This window comes from Lentzea sp. NPDC006480 (genome assembly GCF_040611995.1).
Classification (GTDB): domain Bacteria; phylum Actinomycetota; class Actinomycetes; order Mycobacteriales; family Pseudonocardiaceae; genus Lentzea.
This window is the reverse complement of record NZ_JBEXPJ010000067.1, coordinates 1-19,191: the sequence shown is the minus strand read 5'-3', so window position 1 is coordinate 19,191 and position 19,191 is coordinate 1. Positions and strand designations below refer to the sequence as shown.

Genomic DNA, 19,191 nt, shown 5'->3' with positions numbered 1-19,191 from the left:
CGAAGTTCCCCAAGATGAAGAGGAACCGTTCCCGACCGGTCGGGAATTACCGGACTTCGATGTGGACGGCCGCGGCGGCGTTCTCCGCGCGGCGCAACGCCTCCGCCGACGTGTCGCCGGTGGCCATGACGATGCCCGCGCGGTCCCAGGAGCTTCTGAGCCCGCCGAACTTCTCCCCCGGCGCGACCGTCACCTGCAGCAGGTGCACGCCGTCGAGCTGCCGTGCCTCGTCCACGCCCTCGACGCTCTCGACGACACCGGGTTCGATCGTCAGGAACCGCACCGCCGCACCGGACTTCGCCCGCGCCGGCAGGTCGCTCGGCGGGTCCTCGCCCTTCAGGACGGCGTAGTAGCAGCGCAGCAGCTCGACCGGGTAGGCGAGCTGGATGACGTCCAGAATCCCGTCGCCCGCGAGCCTTCCCGCGCACTCGACGAGGTGCGGGACGCCGTCCGAGACGATCCACTCGCAGTGCACGATGCCGTCGCGGAACCCGGCGGCGTCGATCACCCGCGCGGTCTCCACCTTCAGCAGCTCGTCCAGATCGGCGGAGATGTCCGCGGGCACGATGTGCGCGAGCTCGACCGGCAGCGGTCCGGGCACGAGCTGCTTGCCGGTGGTGTTGGCCCACAACGGTGTCCCGTCGCGCACCAGCATCTCGACGCTGAACTCCTCGCCCTCGACGAACTCCTCGGCGAGCATGGAGAGCTCCATCGGCCGGTCCGGGACGAAGATCCCCTCGTCCTGCGCCGTGCAGTGCGCCCAGGCCTGCTCGATGTCGTCCGGGTCGTGGATCACCTGCGTGCCCACGGCGGCCTGGCGGTTCGACGGCTTGAGCACGATCGAACGTTCTCGCATGAACGCCAGCACGTCCGCCGGGCTCGTCACCCGGACGCTGGCCGGGTTGCGGATGCCGGCCGCGGCCGTGACCTGGCGCAGCAACGCCTTGTCCCGCATGATCTCCGCCGCGCCGAACGTCGCGCCGGGCAGGCCGTAGCGTTCGGCGAGGCGGGCCGCGAACGGGGTCGCGTACTCGATCGCCGGGATGATCGCCGCCGGGTCGAGGTCGCGGTGGGCGTGGAAGAACTCGTCCGCCTTGCCCGGCGTGAGGTACTCCCACTCGATCAGGCCGCGCACGAACCCGACGCCCTCGATCTGGTCGCGCACGTGCCGCTTGCGGATCACGTCCGGTTCCTCGACGTAGATCACCGAGTCGTCCGGCTGGAACTGGGCGACCAGGCCGATCGTGACGCCGACGAAGCCGACGACGAGGACGGGTCTCATGCCGCACCTGCCTCGACGGGCTCCTTCTCGGCCTCACGGACGCCGTACACCCCGAGCAGCCCCGCCACGCCGTTGACCAGCGCGATGACGATCCAGAACGCGCCGCCGAGCGAGTTGAACGTGAAGACGCCGAACAGCGGGCCGATCGCGGAGGCGAGCCCGATGACGGCCTGCATCGTGCCGATGTAGCGGGACTTGTACGCCCCCGGGAACTTCGCCGGATGCGCGAACATCGTCGGTCCGGCGATCATCAGACCGCTCACCGCGAACACCGCGCCGAGGATCACGAACGTCCCGGACTGGAAGGCCAGCGCGTAGAGGACGAAGCCGAGCGAGTTCACCATGTGCCCGGCGAACACCGCGATGTGCTGCGGGATCTTGACGATGTAGCTCGTGATCTTCAGCTCGCACGTGATCAGCACGAGCGACGAGACCGTGAGCACCGCGCTGTAGAGGCTGGTCGGGTACTTGTCCGCGACGATCTCCAGCGGTAGCGCCGTGACCGACTGCGCGTAGGCGATCGTGCCGAGGAACACTGCGGCGAGATAGGCGAGGTACTTCCGGTCGCCCAGCATCTTCGCGTACGCCTCACGGGCGTCCACAGTGGACTTCTCTTTGGGCTCCTCCTCCGGAGCCGCGACGCGGGGCAGCAGCGCGTACGCCAGGAGCCCGTAGAGCAGCGCGGTGGCGCCGTCGAGGTAGAAGAGCAGGTCCCAGTCGATCAGGATCAGCCCGGCGGCGATGAGCGGGGCCACCGCGGCACCGGTGTTCAACGCGATGCGCATCATCGAGAACGCCATCACCTGGTGCTCTTCCGGCATCAGGTCGCTCAGCAGCACCGCCGCCGCCGGCCGGTACGCCTGCGTCACCAGCCCGGCGAGGCCGACGACCAGGAACAACGCCACCGGGATCGTGGCCACGAACGGGATCGACGCCACGAGCGGCGCGGACGCCAGCATGGCCATCGTGATCGTCGTGCGCGGCCCGAACCGGTGCGTGAGCTCGCCTCCGAGCAGCGTGCCGAAGATCGACCCGACGCTGTACGCGGCGAGGCTGAGTCCGGCGATGCCGAGCGCGTCACCGCGGAAGGTCAGGTACAGCAGGATGAACGTCTGGACGAACGCGCCGAGCTGGTTGATCAGCACGCCGCCGAGGAGGTAGCGGACGGGTGTGGGAGTCGCTCGCAGGGTTGCGAAGACTCCACCGTTCTCGGACATCAGGCTGCCTCCTCTAAGGCGTGCAGGGCATCGACGATCCGGCCGGCCACCAGCGGTGCCGTAGCGAAACCGGACCCACCGCAGGCCGCGCGTGCCCAGACGGCCGGAGCCACCTCGGTGAGCAGCGCGCCGCCCGTGACGGCGTCGGTGGTGTAGTGGCAGTGCTTGACCGCGACCACGGTGTACTTGTCCACATCGGACACGATGGAAGCGGCGAGCAGGCGGTCGACCCACCTGTGGTCGAGCTCGTCGCTGTCGACGGAGGCCACCTCGCGGCGCACGGCGTCGGAGCTGATCTTCAGCAGGGTGCCGTCACCCGGTGGCAGCAGCCACGCCCGGCCGTCACGGCCGAGGCGTCCGGCACCAGGGGCGTTCTCCCACCAGCGCATCAGCCGCTCGGGTGGCCGCAGGTAGACCATGGTCTGCCGGTGCAACCGCACCGGGGCGCCGACGAGCTCGCGCGTCCAGGGACCTTCGGCGACCAGCACCAGATCCGCGTGGACCGTGGTGCCGCCCTCGACCTCGACGCGACCGGTGTCGACGGCGATGACCCGGCTGTTGGGGCGCAACGACACCAGCGGGTGCTCGATCAGCCAGCGCACTGCCGCGACCAGCACGCGTTCGGCGAGCAGCACGCCGGCGTCGATCTCCAGCACGCCGGCCGTGTCGTCGGCGAACACCAGGTGCGGCAGCTTCTCCGGCTCCACCGTCTCGACCGGCAGCCCGCACCTCGCCGCCTGGCCGGCCAGCACCGCGGCCTCGGCGCGCGGCCAGGCCGTGACGATGCCGACCCGGCGGTAGAACCTGGTGTCCAGCAACGACTCCAGCTCCAGCCAGCGCCGGTGCGCGGCGATGCGGCCGAGGGTGGCGTCCACGTCGCCCGGGACGAACGTCCTCAGCGCGCGGTGCTGATCGAACGACGTGGACACCGGACTGGGGATGCTGCGGCGGTCGAGCACCGTCACGCGATGCCCGGCGAGTGCGCACTCGACCGCCGTCAGCAAGCCGGTGACGCCGGCTCCGACGATGACGACTCTGGCCATCACTCGGACAGTTCCGGCAGTGGTCGGGGAGTGAACTCCTCCGCGTCGAACGTCGACGGGATCGTGGTGTCCCCCAACGCCAGCGTGGCGAGGTCGGTCAGGATCGGCCCGGCGCAGCGCAGGAACGCGTCGACCTCGTGGCAGAAGTCGCCCGCGTTCTCGGCGGTGAGCGGGAAGGAGTCCAGTCGGGCCAGCTGCTCGGTGATCGTGAACGCCGCCGCCGTGACGCTGAACCGCCGCACGTCGTAGGCACCGGCGAACCGTTCCACCATGAGCCGCGCGGCGACGCGGGACCGTTCCGAGACAGGCAGTGGGGTTCCGGGAAGCGCGTTGACCTTGGCCGCGATCCGGTTCCACGGCGCCACCAGACGGGACGACGTCACCTCGGCCATCGCGGCACGGGTGAAGTTCGTGCGCTGGAACTCCGGGCTGGTCGAGGCCAGGTAGAAGCGGATCAGGTCGCGCGGGACGCCCTCGTCCAGCAGCTCCTGCCCGGTCACGAGATGGCCGCGGCTGGTCGAGAACTTGTCGTTCTCCAGCTCGTAGAACTCGTTGGTGACGAACTGCTCGGGCAGCACGTACTGCTCCAGCGCCAGCAGCATCGCGACCCCGGCGACCGCGAACGCGAACCCCGCGTCCGAGCCGAAGAAGTACACGACCTCGGTGTCGGCGAACCACAGCTGGTCGTCGCTCTCCAGCACCTCACCACGGGCCTGGGCCGCCAGAGCGGAGGCGTGGATGCTCCAGGTGATCGTCTCGGTGTCCGAGTAGAAGACCTGTCCGGCCACCTCGGGGAACGGCGCCGGGATGCCCCAGGAGATCGGCAGCGTGACCGGGTAGTCCGGCAACGGCCGCGCCAGCATCTCCTCGATCATCCGGGCCAGCCGGGGCCGCAACGTCGGCGCGTGCCGGGCGAAGAACTCCTCCAGCCCCGCCCGGTACTCCTCGACCGGCAGGACGAGCACCTTCTCCTCGCGCAGCTCGACCACATCAGACGGGTCCAATGTGGACTGCGGGTTGACGAGCTCGCCAGAGGCGATCCAGTGGCCGCAGCCCTCGCACAGCCCGGCACAGCCGTCGGTCAGGCAGACCGGGCAGCCGCCGCGCACGTACGCGTCGGTGAGGAACTCCCCCGTCCGCGGCGAGTACGGGAACTTCACCGCGCGCAGCCGCAGCTTGCCCGCGCTGTGCAGGCGGTCGAAGAACGTGACGACGGTCTTGACGTACCGCTCGTCGAACCGCACGAACCCGTCCGGCTGGATGTCCATCGCCGCGAGCGACGCCTCGACCTGGCTCGCCGACTTCTCCCGCAGGTCCTCGGGCTGCACGCCGAGGCGGCGTGCGGTGGTGACGATGTAGTTCTGCGTCGAGTGGATGCCGGTGCCGAACAGCGCGTCGCACCCGGCGGCACGGGCGTACCGCGCGCAGATGTCGGCGGCGAGGAACGGTCCGGCGAGGTGGCCGAGGTGCAGGTCGCCGTTCGCCGTCGGGCCGGGGGCGATAACCAGAAGCTTGCTCATCAGGCGGTCCTCAGCTCGGCGGTGCGGCGGGCGAGCAGGTCGTTGACGATGTCCTGCGAGCGGTGGGCGAGCACGCTGATCAGCGAGTCGGACATGCCGTGCGTCTTCTCGTTGACGCCCTGCAGGTACAGCGCGCCCCACGCCGCGTCACCGATGTCGACGCGGTACTGACGGCTCACCGCGATGTCGTCGAGACCAAGCTGCGTGGCCAGATCCCTTGCCATCGCGGGCATCCGCTGGTCGTAGCCGGTGCCGAGCACCACGAGGTCGCAGCGCACCGGCTCGACCTTGCCGGTCCTGCGGTCGTGCAGGTCGAGCACGACCTCGTCGCCGTCCATCCGGGCGCCGGCGACCTCGGTCATCGACCGGACGCTGGAACGCTGCGGTCCCAGCGCCTTCTGCTGGTACAGCATCGTGTAGAGCTCGTCGAGGAACGGCGGCGCGAGGCCCGCGTAGTTCGCGAACCGCATCTCGTCGAGGATCTGCGCGCGCACCTCTTCCGGCGTGTCGTAGAACTCGTCCACATAGGACGGGAAGAAGGCCTCGTTGATGAACTTGCTGGTCTGGTAGTTCTGCAGGCCGATCGACCGCACCACCATGGTGACCCGGCTGTCGGGCAGATCCCCGTGCAGCGCGTAGAACATCTCGGCCGCACTCTGCGCGCCACCGACCACGACGGCGTGCACCTGCCGCCCATCATTTGGCAGGCCCTTCGACAGGTCACCGATGCGATGCAGGTACTGCGAGCTGTGCACGACCTTCTCGGCGGGCAGATCCGCGAACACAGCGGGCACGTGCGGGTCGCGGCCACCGCCGACGACCAGGTCACGGCACCGGATCACGTCGCCGTCGGCCAGCGTCACGGTCCACCCGGTGATCACACCGTTCTCGTGCACGGGGTCGATCTGCTGGGCGCGGGCGTTGTAGCGCACCCGGACCCGGTCCAAAGAGGACGCGACCCACTGCAGGTAGTCGGACATCTCCCAGCGGTACGGGTGGAAGGTGCCCAGGTTCACGAACTCGTCGAGCCGGCCCTGCTCGTACAGGAAGCTCAGGAACGAGAAGCGGCTGGTCGGGTTGCGCAAGGTCACGAGGTCCTTGAGGAACGAGACCTGGCTGCGCGCCCACGGCATCAGCGTGCCGCGCTGCCACTTGATGTCCTCGTACTGCTCCAGCACGAGCGTGTCGCCCGCCAGTTCCCGCGCCCCGGACTCCTCGATCGCGACGGCCAGGGCGAGGTTCGCCGGGCCTGCGCCGATCGCCAGTACGCCCACGTCATGGACAGTCACACGGTCCCCCTCTAGTCGTCCCCGAGTGGCGTTCCAGAGGCTAGGTAGCGGGGTTTCCCAGCAGATAGGGGAACTGTTCCCGGCAGCATGGGCAATTGCCGATTCGCTTATGGGGCAAAGAACTCCCACACCGGTTCACCGAGAGTGATCATGGCCGTGGTCACCGGCTGTCACCTGATGTCACCCCTCGTTGAGCCGCTTCGCCGAACAACCTCGGCAATCGCAGGCACGCCGTTACTCCGGTCGTCACGGGCATGCGGCAGTACGTTGGGCCGAACGAGTGAAAACCACGTTTCCGAGATCGCGACTCACCCCGATGGAGCGATATACCCTACGGCCGGTGCCGCTCTTTGGGGGAGAACAGGTGACCGCTATGGAATGACACGAAGAGCTATTTCGGGGGAAGACCGATGACTCAGGTGGAACACTCGGCACTACCGTCGCTGCGCCGCGGCGTCGACATCGCGGTACTGCACAGACCTGCGGCAGTCACCGTGGTGCTGGCCGACACACAGCCCGCCATCAGGCACGGAGTGCGTTCTGTGCTGGAACGCGCCGGCGGGCTCACGGTGATTGGTGAAGCTTCTACATTCTCCGAGGTGGTGGCCGAGACAATGCGCTGCCGGCCCGACGTGCTCGTCGTCGACGTCGACACCATCGGTTCCGGAAACTGCCTATTAGTGGAACAAATAGCGCGCGCATGCCCCGAAACGGGCATTCTGGTCTTCAGCGCCCGCGATTGCGACGTGACCGTCATGGCTGCCATTCGTGCGGGCGCACGAGGCTATTTGTTGAAGAACGCCGACCCGGACCAGATCGTGCGCGGCATCCAGGCGGTAGCGGCCGGCGAGTTCCTCATCGGCAAAACCATCGCCTCCCGTTTCGGCGCGCTCATGCACCCGGCTTCCGACCACTCGCCCTACCCGTTCCCGCAGCTCACCGCCAAGGAGCGGGAGGTGCTCGACCGGATCGCCGCGGGCCGGTCGAACGTGGCCATCGCCCGCGAGTTCGCGCTCGCGTCGAAGACCATCAGCAACCGGGTGTCCGCGATCTTCGCGAAGCTCGGCGTGGCGGACCGCGCGCAGGCGATCGTGATGGCGCGCGACGCCGGCCTGGGGCGGTAGTTCCTGACGTAGAAGGGAAAGCGTCCCCTGTCGGAAGGGAAACCCGCGAACCTACGCTCCGCCTCGTCGCCGAACGTCGATCGGAGTTGGGGATGCCGACGGACAAAGTGGACTTTCGCCGGAGCGAGCCCGAGAACCTCGAACGCGAGCACGGGCTCGACCTCAAGCTGCTGCACCCGTGGCCGGGCCTCGCCACGCCGTTCCGCGGCGCCTGGTGCGTGCTGCGCCCCGGCGACGTCACCGACCGGCACCAGCACCGCGAGCAGGAGCTGTTCATCGCGATGTCCGGCCGGGCCGAAGTCGTCGTGGGCGGGGACACCCGCGTGCTGGAGGCGGGCGACCTGGCGTTGATGCCGGGCAGCGTCGACCACCACATCCAGAACCCGTACGAGGAGGACTTCTCCTACTACGCGATCTGGTGGGACGGGATCATGGCCGAGGAGTACCTGGCCGAGGAGCGCCCGGCATGATCGACTACAACGGCCGCCGGTTCCGCAAGCCCGACAGCGACCCGCACACCGTCGCCGAGTACCACCAGGACGGCGACCTCGTGTGGGCCGACTTCGCCGGTGGCAAGGTCCGCCGCGGCTCGATCGCGGGAACGCGCTCTCCGGACGGCACCCTCCACATGGGATACACGATGGTGCTCGAGAACGGCGACGTGATCTGCGGGCACACCGTGAACACACCGGAGTTCACCGCCGAGGGCCGGCTGCGGCTGCGCGAGGAGTGGGAACGCTACGGCCCGCACGCGGCCGCCGGCACCTCGTACATCGACGAGGTCGGCTAGCTGCTGGCATGGCGTCTGCGAGTACCACCAACCCAAGATCATCCAGCACTTTCCCGCTACCAACTCGCCGGGCCGCCAAGACGGCCGGGGTCCAGGGCAGTTGGGTGTGGTCAGAGGCGATTTGATCAAGAGTTGGCGGTACTCGCAGACGCCATCAGAGCAGGCCGGCGAACGTTCTGGCGAACAGGTAGGCGTCGCCCGGCCACCGCGCCGACACGTAGTTGCCGTCCCGCACGACGAAAGCGGGCGTGTCGTCCGTCGCCGTGCCGCGCCGGGAGAGCTCGGTCGGGCCGCGTTCGAACGTGGCGCCGGCCGCCACCACCTCGTCCTGCACGTAGGCCGGGTAGGTGCGGTAGTAGCGACCGCGGCGCCAGGCGGTGAGGTAGTAGGCCGAGCGCTCCATGTACTTCGGCAGGCACGTCGTGCGGCGGCCGGCCAGTGGACTGCGGCCGGTGACCGGGTCCGTCGCCCGCGCCAGCACCAGCACGCCGTGGCAGATCGCCCCGACCGGTCGCTGCAACGCCCAGAACTCCGCGACCTTGGCCTGCAGGAGTGGGGACCCGAGGTACTGGCGCATACCGGGAGCGTGGCCGCCGGGCAGGACCAGCCCGTCGTACGACGACGGGTCGATGGCGCTCCACGCCATCGGGGCGCGGTACTCAGGAGCCTCGGTCAGCTGCTGGTAGAACTGCTTGGGCTCGGGCTCCGCGCCCAGCTGTCCGAAGAGGACACCGGACAGCAGCAACGGGTCGGCCTGCGGTTGCTGCCCACCGTGTTCGGTGGCGAAGACGACCTCGTGGCCGGCGTCGGTCAGCACGCGCCAGGGCACGGCGACCTCGGTCACGTCGAAGTCGTGGTCCGGCAACGGCATCAGGATGCGCACGGCGGTGATTCTCCCTCATCCGGTGAGAACCGCGGCACGTTCCCGCCCGATCCCGTGCCCGAGTGAGTACAACAACGATCATGAGTGCACGGATCACGGTCTGCCGGGGATGTTGCTGCGGCACCGAGCGCAAGCATCCGGAGGTCGACCACGACCGCCAGCTCGAGCTGCTGCGTTCCCGGCTCGCCGCCGTCAAGGTCGCCGACTGCCTGGACGCGTGCGAGGTGTCGAACGTGGTCGTCGTGCAGCCCAGCCCGGCCGCGCGGGCCGCGGGCGCGAAGCCCGTGTGGGTGGGATCCGTCCTCGACGACGACGCCGTGCACGGAGTGGCCGACTGGGTCGACGCGGGAGGCCCCGGTCTCGCTGCGCCACCAGCCGCGATCGCCACGCTGATCGTGGACACGCCTGGACCCGAGTAGCCGCGCTGTCATCTTCTCGTCATGCCACTTTCCGCCAGCTCAGAGCCTCGTTTCCGCAGGCGGCGGGTGCTGATACTGAGCACCCGCTCCCCCACGGCACCGAGGAGAACCATGAGAAACACCATCGCCTCCCGCCTGGCGGTGGCCGTGACGGCTGCTGTGACAACTCTTGGAACTGTCGGCCTGATGCCCCCTCCGGCCTGGGCGCGGACGGCTCCCGACGCTCTGCTGAACCTGCCCGCCGACTCGGTCGTGCACGCGAGCCAGCTGCAGTCCAGGCTCGACATCGAGGTCATCGACCCGAGCGCCTACGTGTGCTCGCCCTCCAGCCCGATCCGCGACTGGCTCACCGCGAGCAAGGCCGACTGGACCCCGGTCGACCACAACCTCGCCGGCCTCGCGCAGCAGCTCGTGCTGCTCGACACCGTCCTGTTCCCGAACGACGCGGGCACCGGCTTCGGGCCGTTCACCACCCAGGTCACCCACACGTTCCGCGACCTCGGCAAGTTCTGGGACATCGACCCGAGCAAGATCCGCCTGCTGCCGCTGCGCAGCACGATGCTGACCGACCGGGCGAAGCTGACCAGGGTCTTCACCGTCGGCTGGGGCTTCCCCGAGCCCGTGTCGGCGAGCCTCGCCGACCAGATGGCGACGCTCATGGACACCGACAAGTTCCAGCACGGCCGGCACCCCGGGTTCACGTTCAACGCCTTCGCCATCGGCGGGCTGGAGGTCCCCGGCGCCGGCACGGTGCCGCCGGAGATCGTCATGGGTGACGGTGTGCTCGCGGGCATGCAGGCGGTGGGGCTCGGCGACGTCGCCCCGCAGGCGATTCTCGCCCACGAGTACGGCCACCACGTGCAGTTCCAGCGCGGCCTGTTCAACTCGGACCTGACCGGCCCAGAGGCGAGCAGGCGAACCGAGCTGATGGCCGACTCGTTCGCCGCCTACTACCTGACGCACGCACGTGGCGCGACCATGCAGTGGAAGCGCGTCCAGCAGTTCGTGGAGGTGTTCGCTCAGCTCGGCGACTGCTCGTTCGCGGGGAACACCCACCACGGCACGCCCAACCAGCGGCTGCACGCGGCCGAGTGGGGTTACGGCGTCGCCAACGACGCGCAGAAGCAGGGGCAGGTGCTGTCGACGCTGACGTTCGCGAGCCTGTTCGAGAAGCAGCTCCCGATCCTGGTCGCTCCGGACGCCTGACGTGCTGCAGCCGTCCTCTCAAGACGGTTGCGGTGGTACAACGGCAGCTGTGCAGCCGTTGCAGGCCCTCGGACTCTCCGAAGCGGCGGAACGCACCTACCTCGACCTGGTCGAGGTAGGTGCGTCGTCGCTCGCGGATCTCACCGCACGGCTCAAGACCGACTTGTCCGCACCGCTGGCCGAACTGTCCGCCATGGGCCTGGTCGAGCTGACCGGTGACACGGTCATCCCGACCCCGCCAAGGCTCGCGATGGAAGCGCTCGCCCAGCGCCACACGCGTGAGGCCGCGCTCGCGAGAGAAAGCGCGGAGATGTTGTCCCGCTTGTGGACACGCGGTCTCGAACGGCGCACGGACTTCGAGCTGCTACCGTCGCACGAGGCCGGGCGGGCGGTGCTCGACAGCGTCCAGACCGACGCCCGCGAACGGGTCAGGGCCATGACGCTCGGCAACCTCTCCACCGAGGGCCACAAGATCGTCGACGGGTTCTTCGAAGCGCTCGCCCGCGGTGTGTCGTACCAGGTCATCTACGGTGCGCACGTGCTGCACGACACGCATGCGCTCGAAATGGTGCAGCAGTGCGTGGTGGCGGGCGAAGAGGCCAGGGTGTTCCCGCACGTGCCGATGAACGTGACCATCGTGGACGATCGCTGGGCGCTGGTCGCCGCGCGGGCTCCGGTGGCGGGCAAGCCGAACATCGCCGCGGTCGTGGTGCACGACTCGCCGTTCCTCAGTGGACTGGCCGGGTTCTTCGACGCGTTCTGGCGGATGGCCGTGCCGGTCACGGCGAGTACGAAGGTGGACAGCGCACCGCAACAGGAGAACAAGCAGCTGCTGACGTATCTGTTGGCAGGGCTGACCGACGAGGCGATCGCGCGCGAGTTCGGGGTCAGCGAACGGACGATCGCGCGGCGGATCAGCCGGCTGCAGGAGACGCTCGGCGCGCAGACCCGGTTCCAGCTGGGCGTGCAGGCGTCGCGCCAGGGCTGGTTGTAAGGACCCGCACTTTCCCGGTCCACCGACCGGTTTTCACGCGCGAGCAGGACAGAGATGACATCGATGTCTTGGCCGGGAATTCCTGTCTCGTTTGTCGTATTGACGGCGCAAGTAACGCGATCGAAGCTTCCTGGCAACGTTGTCAGGAACAGGGATCGGAGCTCGCAATGACGCAGGACTTCGGCGACGGCGTCTCGAGACGGCAGGCGCTGACGATCGGCAGTGGGCTGCTCGCGGGCTTCGGGCTGGGCGCGCTGGTGCCCGCCACCGCGTCCGCCGCGCCGGAGCAGGCCGCGGCACCGGCAGCGGACCTGGCGTTGTTCCGCCCGGTCTCGGTCTCCTCCACCGACTACGCGGCCACCCCGGCGGAGTTCGCCGTGGACGGTCTGACGCAGGTCGGTGTGCAGGGTTCCGGCTGGCGGGCCGGGCAGGGCGACGGCCAGTGGATGATCGTGGACCTGCAGGGCCGCTGCGACATCAGCTCGGTGGTGCTCACGTTCGAGGCCAAGCCGGGCGATCCCGCGTTCGACGCCAACGCCTCCCGCGCCGACACCATCGGCACCGAGATCCTCTCCAGCTACGCGGTCGTGTTCGACCTCGACGTGTCCGACGACGGCCGCACCTGGCGGACGGTCCACGGCACCGAGTCCGGCACCGGCTCCGTCGTCACCATCCCGTTCACACCCACCGTCCGGGCGCGTTGGGTCCGGTTCACGGCGTCCCGCCGCTCGACCTCAAACCCCTTGGGGCTCAACGGCTTCCAGGTCTTCGGCACGAGCAGGGACAACCGGCCCGCGGTGCAGGGCTGGACCAACTGGCCGGTGCAGAACCGGGAGAACCCGGCGCTGACCGTGGGCGCCGACGGGTCCGTGCCGCTGGAGTCCGGCTGGGTCCTGACCATGCAGGACTTCGCGCCCGCCAAGGACGGCGCCGCGCTGTCCGCACCGAACGTCGACACCCGCGGCTGGGTGCCGGCGACCGTCCCGGGCACGGTGCTCGCGTCGCTCGTCGAGCAGAAGCACCTGCCGGACCCGGTGTACGGCATGAACAACCTGAAGATCCCGGAGGCGCTGTCCCGGCACGTGTGGTGGTACCGGCGCACGTTCAGCCTGCCGAGCGGGCTCGACGTCAGCGCGGGCCGGCACGTCTGGCTGGAGTTCGACGGCATCAACCACGAGGCCGAGATCTGGCTCAACGGCAGCAAAGTCGGCGCGATGAGCAACCCGTTCGGCCGGGCCGCGCTGGACGTCACGACGACGCTGCGCAAGAGCGGTGACCAGAACCTGGCCGTGCGGATCGCGCCGATGCCGTTCCCCGGCAGCCCCGGCGACAAGGGGCCGCGCGGTGAGGCGTGGGTCGGCGCGAACAGCACGATGTTCAAGAACTCGCCGACGTACCTGGCGGTGTCCGGCTGGGACTGGATGCCCGCCGTCCGCGACCGCGCCTCCGGCATCTGGAACCACGTCCGGCTGCGCTCGACCGGCGCCGTGGTGATCGGCGACCCGCGCATCGACACGGTGCTGCCGGACTCGTCGACCGCCGAGGTCACGTTCACCGTGCCGGTCCGCAACGTCGAGGCCACCGCGCAGAACGTCACCGTCACCGCCGAGTTCGACGGCATCAAGGTCAGCAGCACCGTGACCGTGCCCGCGAACTCCGAGTCCGCGGTCAGGTTCTCCCCGTCCACGCACTCCCAGCTGCGGATCAAGAACCCGAAGCTGTGGTGGCCCAACGGGTACGGCGACCCCACCCTGCACGACCTGACGCTGACCGTCGCGAAGGGCAGCGCGGTCAGCGACCGCAAGAAGCTGAAGTTCGGCATCCGGCAGATCACCTACTCCTACGACCTGCCGATCACGATCGTCGACGGCGCCGCAGACCAGACCGTCGACTTCCCGGCCCAGCAGGCCCGCTACGTCCGGATGCAGGGCGGCCGGCGTGCCACCAGCTGGGGCTTCTCCGTCTTCACGCTGTCCGTTGTGGACAGCAGGAACCCGGACACCGACCTGGCGCGCGGCAGGAACGCGGAAGCCTCGTCGAGCGCGGACTGGACCTCCCCCGGCGCCGTGACCGACGGTGACCCGAAGTCGCGGTGGACGTCGAACTACAACGACAACGAGTACGTGCAGGTCGATCTCGGCTCCGCTGTCTCGTTCGACCGCGTGAAGCTGCGCTGGGAGACGGCGTACGCGGCCACGTTCAAGATCCAGGTCTCGCAGGACGGCCAGACCTGGACGGACGTGGCGGACAAGGACAACTCCCCCAAGCCGCTGATCATCATCGTCAACGGTGTCAAGATCTTCGCCCGCGGCGGCAGCTGGGGCTGGGACGAGCTGCTGCGCCGCATGCCGGCCTCCCGCGCTGATGCCGCCGTCGCGCTGCACAAGGACATGAACTTCACGCTGATCCGAAACTGGGTCGGCTCGTCCTACCGCGAGGAGCTCTTCGACGCCTGCGACAAGTACGGCATCCTGCTGTGGAACGAGTTCTGGCTCGGCTGGTCCGCCGACCCCGCGAACCACGACAAGTTCTTCGAGCAGGCCAAGGACACCGTGCTGCGCTACCGTTCGCACGCCTGCTGCGCGGTGTGGTTCGGCTGCAACGAGGGCAGCCCGCCGTCCTCTGTGGACAGCGTGCTGAAGGAGATCGTCAGCACCAACACGGACCTGCTCTACCAGCCGAACTCGGCGAGCGGCGTGATCACCGGCGACGGCAACTACCGGTGGGTCGACCCGAAGCAGTACTTCACCGGTGAGGCCACCGGCGGGAAGTTCGGGTTCTGGAGCGAGACCGGCCTGCCGACCGTGTCCGTCGTGGAGTCGATGCGCAACCTCGTCGGCCAGGGCAACGCGGGCTGGCCGATCGGTGATGCCTGGTACCTGCACGACTGGTCGGAGAACAGCAACCAGCAGCCGGGCGGCTACAAGGGCGCGATCGACGCCCGGCTCGCGCCGTCGAGCAGCCTGGAGGAGTTCTGCCGCAAGGCGCAGTTCGTGAACTACGAGAGCATGCGCGCGATCTTCGAGGCGTGGAACACCAAGCTGTGGAACGACGCCACCGGTGTGCTGCTGTGGATGTCGCACCCCGCGTGGCACAGCACGGTGTGGCAGACCTACGACTACGACCTGGAGGTCAACGGCAGCTTCTACGGCTCGCGCAAGGGCTGCGAGCAGCGGCACGTGCAGGCCAACCCGACCAACTGGCAGGTCAACGCCGTCAACCACACCGCCTCCGCGCTGACCGGCGTGACGGTGAAGGCCCAGTTGTACGGCCTGGACGGCAAGCCGATCGGGCAGGAGCAGAAGCAGAAGCTCGACATCGCTCCGACCTCGGCTCCGGCCGTGTTCACCGTGCCGTTCGACGCCGCGCTGCCCGCGTTCCACCTGCTACGCCTCACGCTGACGGACGCCCAGGGCAAGCAGATCTCCGAGAACACCTACTGGCGGTACCGGACGGAAGCGTCGATGCACGCGTTGAACCAGCTGGCTTACACGCAGCTGGCGATCACGATGACGTCCACGAAGGACGGTTACACCGCGATCGTGCGCAACACCGGCAAGACGGTGGCCGCGATGGTCCGGTTGTCCCTGCGGGAGCGCAACGGGACTGATCGGGTGTTGCCGACGCTGTACAGCGACAACTACTTCTGGTTGCTGCCGGGGGAAGCCAGGACCGTGACGATCAGTCCGCAGAGGACGGTTCGTTCGGCGCGGCTGCTGGCGGAGGCGTACAACTCGGCGCCGAAGCTGACCTGATGTCCTGAGGAAACGACAAAAGCGAGGAGACTCGTCTCCCCGCCATGTTCAACTTATAGCGCACCGGGGGTCTTGTGGCAAGACCCCCGGTTTGCTTCACACTCTCCCGTCATGGGGATCTATGTGCTGGACCTGCACGACATCGACCAGACTCAGGTTGCGACCGCCGGCGGCAAAGGAGCGAACCTCGGCGAACTGACGCGGGTCGACGGCATCAGCGTGCCCGCTGGGTTCGTGGTGACGACCGAAGCGTTCTCCCACGTGGTGCGGGACGCGGTCGACGAGCGGCTGGAACCGGCCGAGCTGCGGAAGATCATCGAAGCGATCGCCATTCCGGACGAGGTCGCCGCGGAGATCACCTCGGCGCTCGGTGAGGGCCTGTACGCGGTCCGGTCGAGTGCCACCGCCGAGGACCTGCCGGGTGCGTCGTTCGCCGGTCAGCAGGACTCGTACCTCAACGTCAAGGCCGCTGACGTGCTGCGGCACGTCAGCCTGTGCTGGGCTTCGCTGTTCACCGACCGAGCTGTCGCCTACCGGCAGCGCAACGGCTTTGACCAGCACGTCACCATGGCGGTGGTCGTGCAGGAGATGGTCGCCGCGCAGGCCGCCGGCGTGCTCTTCACCGCCGACCCCGTCACGTCCAACCGGAAGATCACCCGCGTGGAGGCCGTTCCTGGGCTCGGCGAGGCGTTCGTGTCCGGGCTGGTCAACGCGGACAGCTACCAGGTGCGCGACGGGGAGATCATCGACAGGGCGGTCGCCACCGACGTGCTGACGGACGCGCAGGTCGTGGAACTGGTGCGGCTGGGGCGGGAGATCGAGGCGCACTTCGGCCGTCCCCAGGACATCGAGTGGTGCCTGGCGGACGGCGGGTTCCAGATCGTCCAGAGTCGCCCGATCACGACGCTGTTCCCCGTGCCGGAGGTCGCTGACCAGGACAATCACGTCTACGTGTCCGTCGGCCACCAGCAGATGATGACCGACGCGATGACGCCGCTCGGCCTGTCCGTGTGGCAGCTGACGACTCCCCGGCCGATGGCGGAGGCGGGCGGCCGTTTGTTCGTCGACATCACCCCGGTCCTGTCCGTCACGACGAGCCGCAACGCGTTCCTGGACGTCGCGGGCAAGTCCGATCCGCTGATCCGCGACGCGCTGGAGACGGTTCTGGGGCGTGAAGGCTTCGTGCCGTTGTCGGACGACGACGGGCCGGGCCTGTCGATCCCCGGCTCCGCAAAGGCCACGATCGAGACCGATCCGGACGTCGTCACCGAGCTGATCAAGCAGAACGAGGACTCGGTCGCCGCGCTGAAGCTCGCGATCAGGGAGAAGTCCGGGTCCGAGCTGCTCGACTTCATCCTCGCGGACTTCCAGGAGCTGCGGCGGCTGCTGTTCGACCCGCGCAGCAGCGAGGTGATCATGGCCGGGATGCAGACGACGTGGTGGTTGAACGACCATCTGCAGGAGTGGCTCGGTGAGAAGAACGCGGCCGACGTGCTGACGCAGTCCGTCCCGCACAACGTCACCTCGGAGATGGGGCTCGCACTGCTCGACGTCGCGGACGCGATCCGGCCGCGTCCCGAGCTGGTCTCGTTGCTCCAGAACGCGCACGACGAGTCCTTTGTGGACGAACTGCCCGCGCTGCAGGCCTATCTGGACAGGTACGGGATGCGCTGCGTCGGCGAGATCGACATCACCAGGCCGCGGTGGAGCGAGCAGCCCAGCACCCTGTTGCCGGTGCTGCTCACCAACATCCGGAACTTCGAGCAGGGCGCGGGCAAGCAGCGCTTCGAGGAAGGGCTCCGGCAGGCGGCGGCCAAGGAGCGGGAGGTGCTGGAACGGCTGCGGGTGTTGCCGGACGGCGAGCAGAAGGCCGACGAGACCCGGCGGATGATCGAGCGCGTCCGGGCGTTCACCGGCTACCGCGAGTACCCGAAGTACGGCATGGTCAGCCGCTACTTCGTCTACAAGCAGGCGTTGCTGGAGGAGGCGGACCGCCTGGTGCGGGCCGGTGTGCTCGACGAGCGGGAGGACATCTACTTCCTGCGGTTCCAGGAACTTCAGGAAGTCGTGCGCACCCAGGAGTCCGACGCCGGCCTGATCAGGCAGCGGAGGGACGCGTTCCGGTCGTACCAGACGCTCACGCCGCCTCGGGTGCTCACGTCGGACGGCGAGGCGATCTCGGGCTCGTACCGGCGCGACGACCTGCCGGCCGGTGCGATCGTCGGTCTGCCGGTGTCCGCCGGGATGATCGAAGGCCGGGCCCGCGTCGTGCTCGACGTGGCGGACGCCGATCTCGAACCGGGCGACATCCTGGTCACGGCCTACACGGACCCGAGCTGGTCACCGCTGTTCGTCGCGATCGCGGGCTTGGTGACCGAGGTCGGCGGCGTGATGACGCATGGCGCGGTGATCGCCCGCGAGTACGGCCTGCCCGCGGTCGTCGGGGTCGAGGGCGCCACGCGGCTGATCCAGGACGGGCAGCGGATCCGCGTGCACGGCACCGACGGCTACATCGAGATCGTTTCGGACTGACCCGCCCGCAGCTCGCGGATCAGCTCACGGACGGCCAGCGAGTGCCTGGCCGCGGTGGTGGTGACGTGGACCAGCCGGCGCGTCGGCCGGTCCGGTCCGAGGTCGACGACCTCCACGCCCGGCGGAGGGTTCAGCAGCGTCAGCTTCGGCAGGATCGCCATGCCGATGCCCTGCGCGACCATGGAGAGCACGACGCTGTCGTCGGCGACATCGAGCCTGCGCGGTGGCAGCCAGTCCTGCGTGGCCCACCAGTGCCGGGTGTAGGAGGAGCAGTTCTCCGGCCAGTCGAGCAACGGGAGACTGCGTGGATCCGGGTGCCCGGCCGGGTGCACCAGCAGGTACGGCTCGGTGACCAGGTCGCCGTGCTGCAGACCCGGTAGTTCGGCGTTGTCGTCGAGGGTGGCGATGGCGAGGTCGGCGCGTCCGTCGGCGACCTCGCCCGCCGTGCCGCGCCCCAGCTCCGGCACGACCAGGACCTGCGGCCGCAGTCCGGGAAACCGGGTGGTCAGCCGGTCGAGCGCGGGTGGCAGCAGGTGGGCGGCGGCGGTGCGGAACGCGGCGATCCGGACCGGGCCGGTGACCGAGCCGGCCGCGGCGTCGCGGGCCTCGGTCCGCAGGAGTTCCAGCTGGCGCAGGATCTGCCTGGCGTGCACGAGTGCGCGTTCCCCGGCGGGTGTTGGGCGGGCACCTTGTCTGCCGCGTTCGAACAGCACGGCGCCGACACGACGTTCGGCCTCCCGGACGGCGTGCGACACCGCGGACTGCGAGAGGCCGACCTCGCGGCCCGCGGCGGTGAAGCTGCCGGTGCTCTCGACTGCGATCAGCAGGCGCAGCTCGGCGGGGCTCAGGTCCACGGCTCCACTATCCATGAACGCGGCTCATGGAAGACGGTGATCGATCAACTTCGCGGTCTGCTCCCCAGGCTCGTTCCTTCCTACGTTTCTCCTCGTGAGCACATTCCACGCCGTCCGCCAGGTGCGCCGCCCGTCTGGCCCACCCAGCGCCGACGACTTCACCGTCGTGTCCGAACCACTGCCCGCGCTCACCGACAGATCCTCCTGCGCGCGCAGGACTTCCTCGTTGAGCTTGGTCGCCTGCGCCGTCAGATCGGCGTACGCGCGCGCCGGATCAACCGGC

General features: G+C 68.9%; 15 protein-coding genes and 1 pseudogene. 8 read left to right on the top strand and 8 right to left on the bottom strand.

The features are described 5' to 3' along the window. Positions 1 to 46 precede the first annotated feature (46 nt). The 5 genes from ABZX92_RS24880 to ABZX92_RS24860 are packed head-to-tail and all read right to left on the bottom strand — an operon-like array spanning position 47 to position 6,351. Entirely contained in the window at positions 47 to 1,282 is a 1,236-nt protein-coding gene (locus ABZX92_RS24880; protein WP_355563813.1) for an ATP-grasp domain-containing protein, read from the bottom strand. Continuing rightward, positions 1,279 to 2,499, bottom strand: coding sequence for an MFS transporter (locus tag ABZX92_RS24875; protein ID WP_355563810.1), 1,221 nt, complete (start codon positions 2,497 to 2,499; stop codon positions 1,279 to 1,281). The genes ABZX92_RS24880 and ABZX92_RS24875 overlap by 4 nt, the downstream gene beginning before the upstream one ends. Further along, positions 2,499 to 3,542: an FAD-binding oxidoreductase gene (locus ABZX92_RS24870; RefSeq protein WP_355563808.1), complete on the bottom strand. Its 1,044-nt coding sequence runs from the start codon at positions 3,540 to 3,542 to the stop codon at positions 2,499 to 2,501. The genes ABZX92_RS24875 and ABZX92_RS24870 overlap by 1 nt, the downstream gene beginning before the upstream one ends. Beyond that, positions 3,542 to 5,062: a class I tRNA ligase family protein gene (locus tag ABZX92_RS24865; RefSeq protein WP_355563805.1), complete on the bottom strand. Its 1,521-nt coding sequence runs from the start codon at positions 5,060 to 5,062 to the stop codon at positions 3,542 to 3,544. The genes ABZX92_RS24870 and ABZX92_RS24865 overlap by 1 nt, the downstream gene beginning before the upstream one ends. Next, the gene (locus tag ABZX92_RS24860; protein WP_355563802.1) at positions 5,062 to 6,351 is read right to left on the bottom strand and encodes a SidA/IucD/PvdA family monooxygenase; all 1,290 of its coding nucleotides are present in this window, start codon (positions 6,349 to 6,351) and stop codon (positions 5,062 to 5,064) included. The genes ABZX92_RS24865 and ABZX92_RS24860 overlap by 1 nt, the downstream gene beginning before the upstream one ends. Positions 6,352 to 6,761: 410 nt before the next feature. On the opposite strand from ABZX92_RS24860, the gene ABZX92_RS24855 reads away from it, so the two are divergent. The 3 genes from ABZX92_RS24855 (at position 6,762) to ABZX92_RS24845 (ending at position 8,265) form a co-directional block, all read left to right on the top strand. Further along, complete coding sequence (locus ABZX92_RS24855; RefSeq protein WP_355563799.1) at positions 6,762 to 7,475, top strand: response regulator transcription factor; 714 nt, start codon at positions 6,762 to 6,764, stop codon at positions 7,473 to 7,475. A 92-nt stretch (positions 7,476 to 7,567) separates the two neighbouring features. Then, the gene (locus ABZX92_RS24850; protein WP_355563796.1) at positions 7,568 to 7,945 is read left to right on the top strand and encodes a cupin domain-containing protein; all 378 of its coding nucleotides are present in this window, start codon (positions 7,568 to 7,570) and stop codon (positions 7,943 to 7,945) included. Then, positions 7,942 to 8,265: a hypothetical protein gene (locus ABZX92_RS24845; protein ID WP_355563794.1), complete on the top strand. Its 324-nt coding sequence runs from the start codon at positions 7,942 to 7,944 to the stop codon at positions 8,263 to 8,265. Before ABZX92_RS24850 ends, ABZX92_RS24845 begins: the two co-directional genes overlap by 4 nt. Positions 8,266 to 8,419: 154 nt before the next feature. Here ABZX92_RS24845 and ABZX92_RS24840 read toward each other — a convergent pair whose 3' ends face one another. Beyond that, positions 8,420 to 9,148 (bottom strand): type 1 glutamine amidotransferase domain-containing protein, encoded by a 729-nt coding sequence (locus tag ABZX92_RS24840; protein ID WP_355563791.1) that lies wholly within the window; start codon positions 9,146 to 9,148, stop codon positions 8,420 to 8,422. Positions 9,149 to 9,228: 80 nt separating this feature from the next. Between ABZX92_RS24840 and ABZX92_RS24835 the strand changes: the two genes are divergently transcribed. The 5 genes from ABZX92_RS24835 (at position 9,229) to rph (ending at position 18,054) form a co-directional block, all read left to right on the top strand. Next, complete coding sequence (locus ABZX92_RS24835; protein ID WP_355563789.1) at positions 9,229 to 9,567, top strand: hypothetical protein; 339 nt, start codon at positions 9,229 to 9,231, stop codon at positions 9,565 to 9,567. A gap of 111 nt (positions 9,568 to 9,678) precedes the next feature. Further along, complete coding sequence (locus tag ABZX92_RS24830) at positions 9,679 to 10,773, top strand: hypothetical protein (protein ID WP_355563787.1); 1,095 nt, start codon at positions 9,679 to 9,681, stop codon at positions 10,771 to 10,773. A gap of 49 nt (positions 10,774 to 10,822) precedes the next feature. Next, a complete protein-coding gene (locus tag ABZX92_RS24825) occupies positions 10,823 to 11,767 on the top strand; it encodes a LuxR C-terminal-related transcriptional regulator (protein ID WP_355563784.1) in 945 nt (314 codons plus the stop codon). Positions 11,768 to 11,934: 167 nt separating this feature from the next. Next, positions 11,935 to 15,522: a discoidin domain-containing protein gene (locus ABZX92_RS24820; RefSeq protein WP_355563781.1), complete on the top strand. Its 3,588-nt coding sequence runs from the start codon at positions 11,935 to 11,937 to the stop codon at positions 15,520 to 15,522. Positions 15,523 to 15,633: 111 nt separating this feature from the next. Next, a complete protein-coding gene (gene rph / locus ABZX92_RS24815) occupies positions 15,634 to 18,054 on the top strand; it encodes a rifamycin-inactivating phosphotransferase (RefSeq protein WP_355563778.1) in 2,421 nt (806 codons plus the stop codon). On the opposite strand, the gene ABZX92_RS24810 is transcribed toward rph, so the two are convergent. After that, on the bottom strand, positions 18,030 to 18,908 hold the full coding sequence (locus tag ABZX92_RS24810; RefSeq protein ID WP_355563775.1) for a LysR family transcriptional regulator: 879 nt from the start codon (positions 18,906 to 18,908) through the stop codon (positions 18,030 to 18,032). The genes rph and ABZX92_RS24810 overlap by 25 nt on opposite strands. Positions 18,909 to 18,932: 24 nt before the next feature. Beyond that, positions 18,933 to 19,191, bottom strand: a pseudogene (locus ABZX92_RS24805) (hypothetical protein); the annotation flags it as partial.

What these genes read in the sequence shown, in the direction of transcription:
- rph (WP_355563778.1), top strand. Translation starts at nt 15,634, where the DNA reads ATGGGGATCTATGTGCTGGACCTGCACGACATCGACCAGACTCAGGTT.
- ABZX92_RS24875 (WP_355563810.1), bottom strand. Translation starts at nt 2,499, where the DNA reads ATGTCCGAGAACGGTGGAGTCTTCGCAACCCTGCGAGCGACTCCCACA.
- ABZX92_RS24870 (WP_355563808.1), bottom strand. Translation starts at nt 3,542, where the DNA reads ATGGCCAGAGTCGTCATCGTCGGAGCCGGCGTCACCGGCTTGCTGACG.
- ABZX92_RS24880 (WP_355563813.1), bottom strand. Translation starts at nt 1,282, where the DNA reads ATGAGACCCGTCCTCGTCGTCGGCTTCGTCGGCGTCACGATCGGCCTG.
- ABZX92_RS24820 (WP_355563781.1), top strand. Translation starts at nt 11,935, where the DNA reads ATGACGCAGGACTTCGGCGACGGCGTCTCGAGACGGCAGGCGCTGACG.
- ABZX92_RS24845 (WP_355563794.1), top strand. Translation starts at nt 7,942, where the DNA reads ATGATCGACTACAACGGCCGCCGGTTCCGCAAGCCCGACAGCGACCCG.
- ABZX92_RS24850 (WP_355563796.1), top strand. Translation starts at nt 7,568, where the DNA reads ATGCCGACGGACAAAGTGGACTTTCGCCGGAGCGAGCCCGAGAACCTC.
- ABZX92_RS24865 (WP_355563805.1), bottom strand. Translation starts at nt 5,062, where the DNA reads ATGAGCAAGCTTCTGGTTATCGCCCCCGGCCCGACGGCGAACGGCGAC.
- ABZX92_RS24855 (WP_355563799.1), top strand. Translation starts at nt 6,762, where the DNA reads ATGACTCAGGTGGAACACTCGGCACTACCGTCGCTGCGCCGCGGCGTC.
- ABZX92_RS24830 (WP_355563787.1), top strand. Translation starts at nt 9,679, where the DNA reads ATGAGAAACACCATCGCCTCCCGCCTGGCGGTGGCCGTGACGGCTGCT.
- ABZX92_RS24835 (WP_355563789.1), top strand. Translation starts at nt 9,229, where the DNA reads ATGAGTGCACGGATCACGGTCTGCCGGGGATGTTGCTGCGGCACCGAG.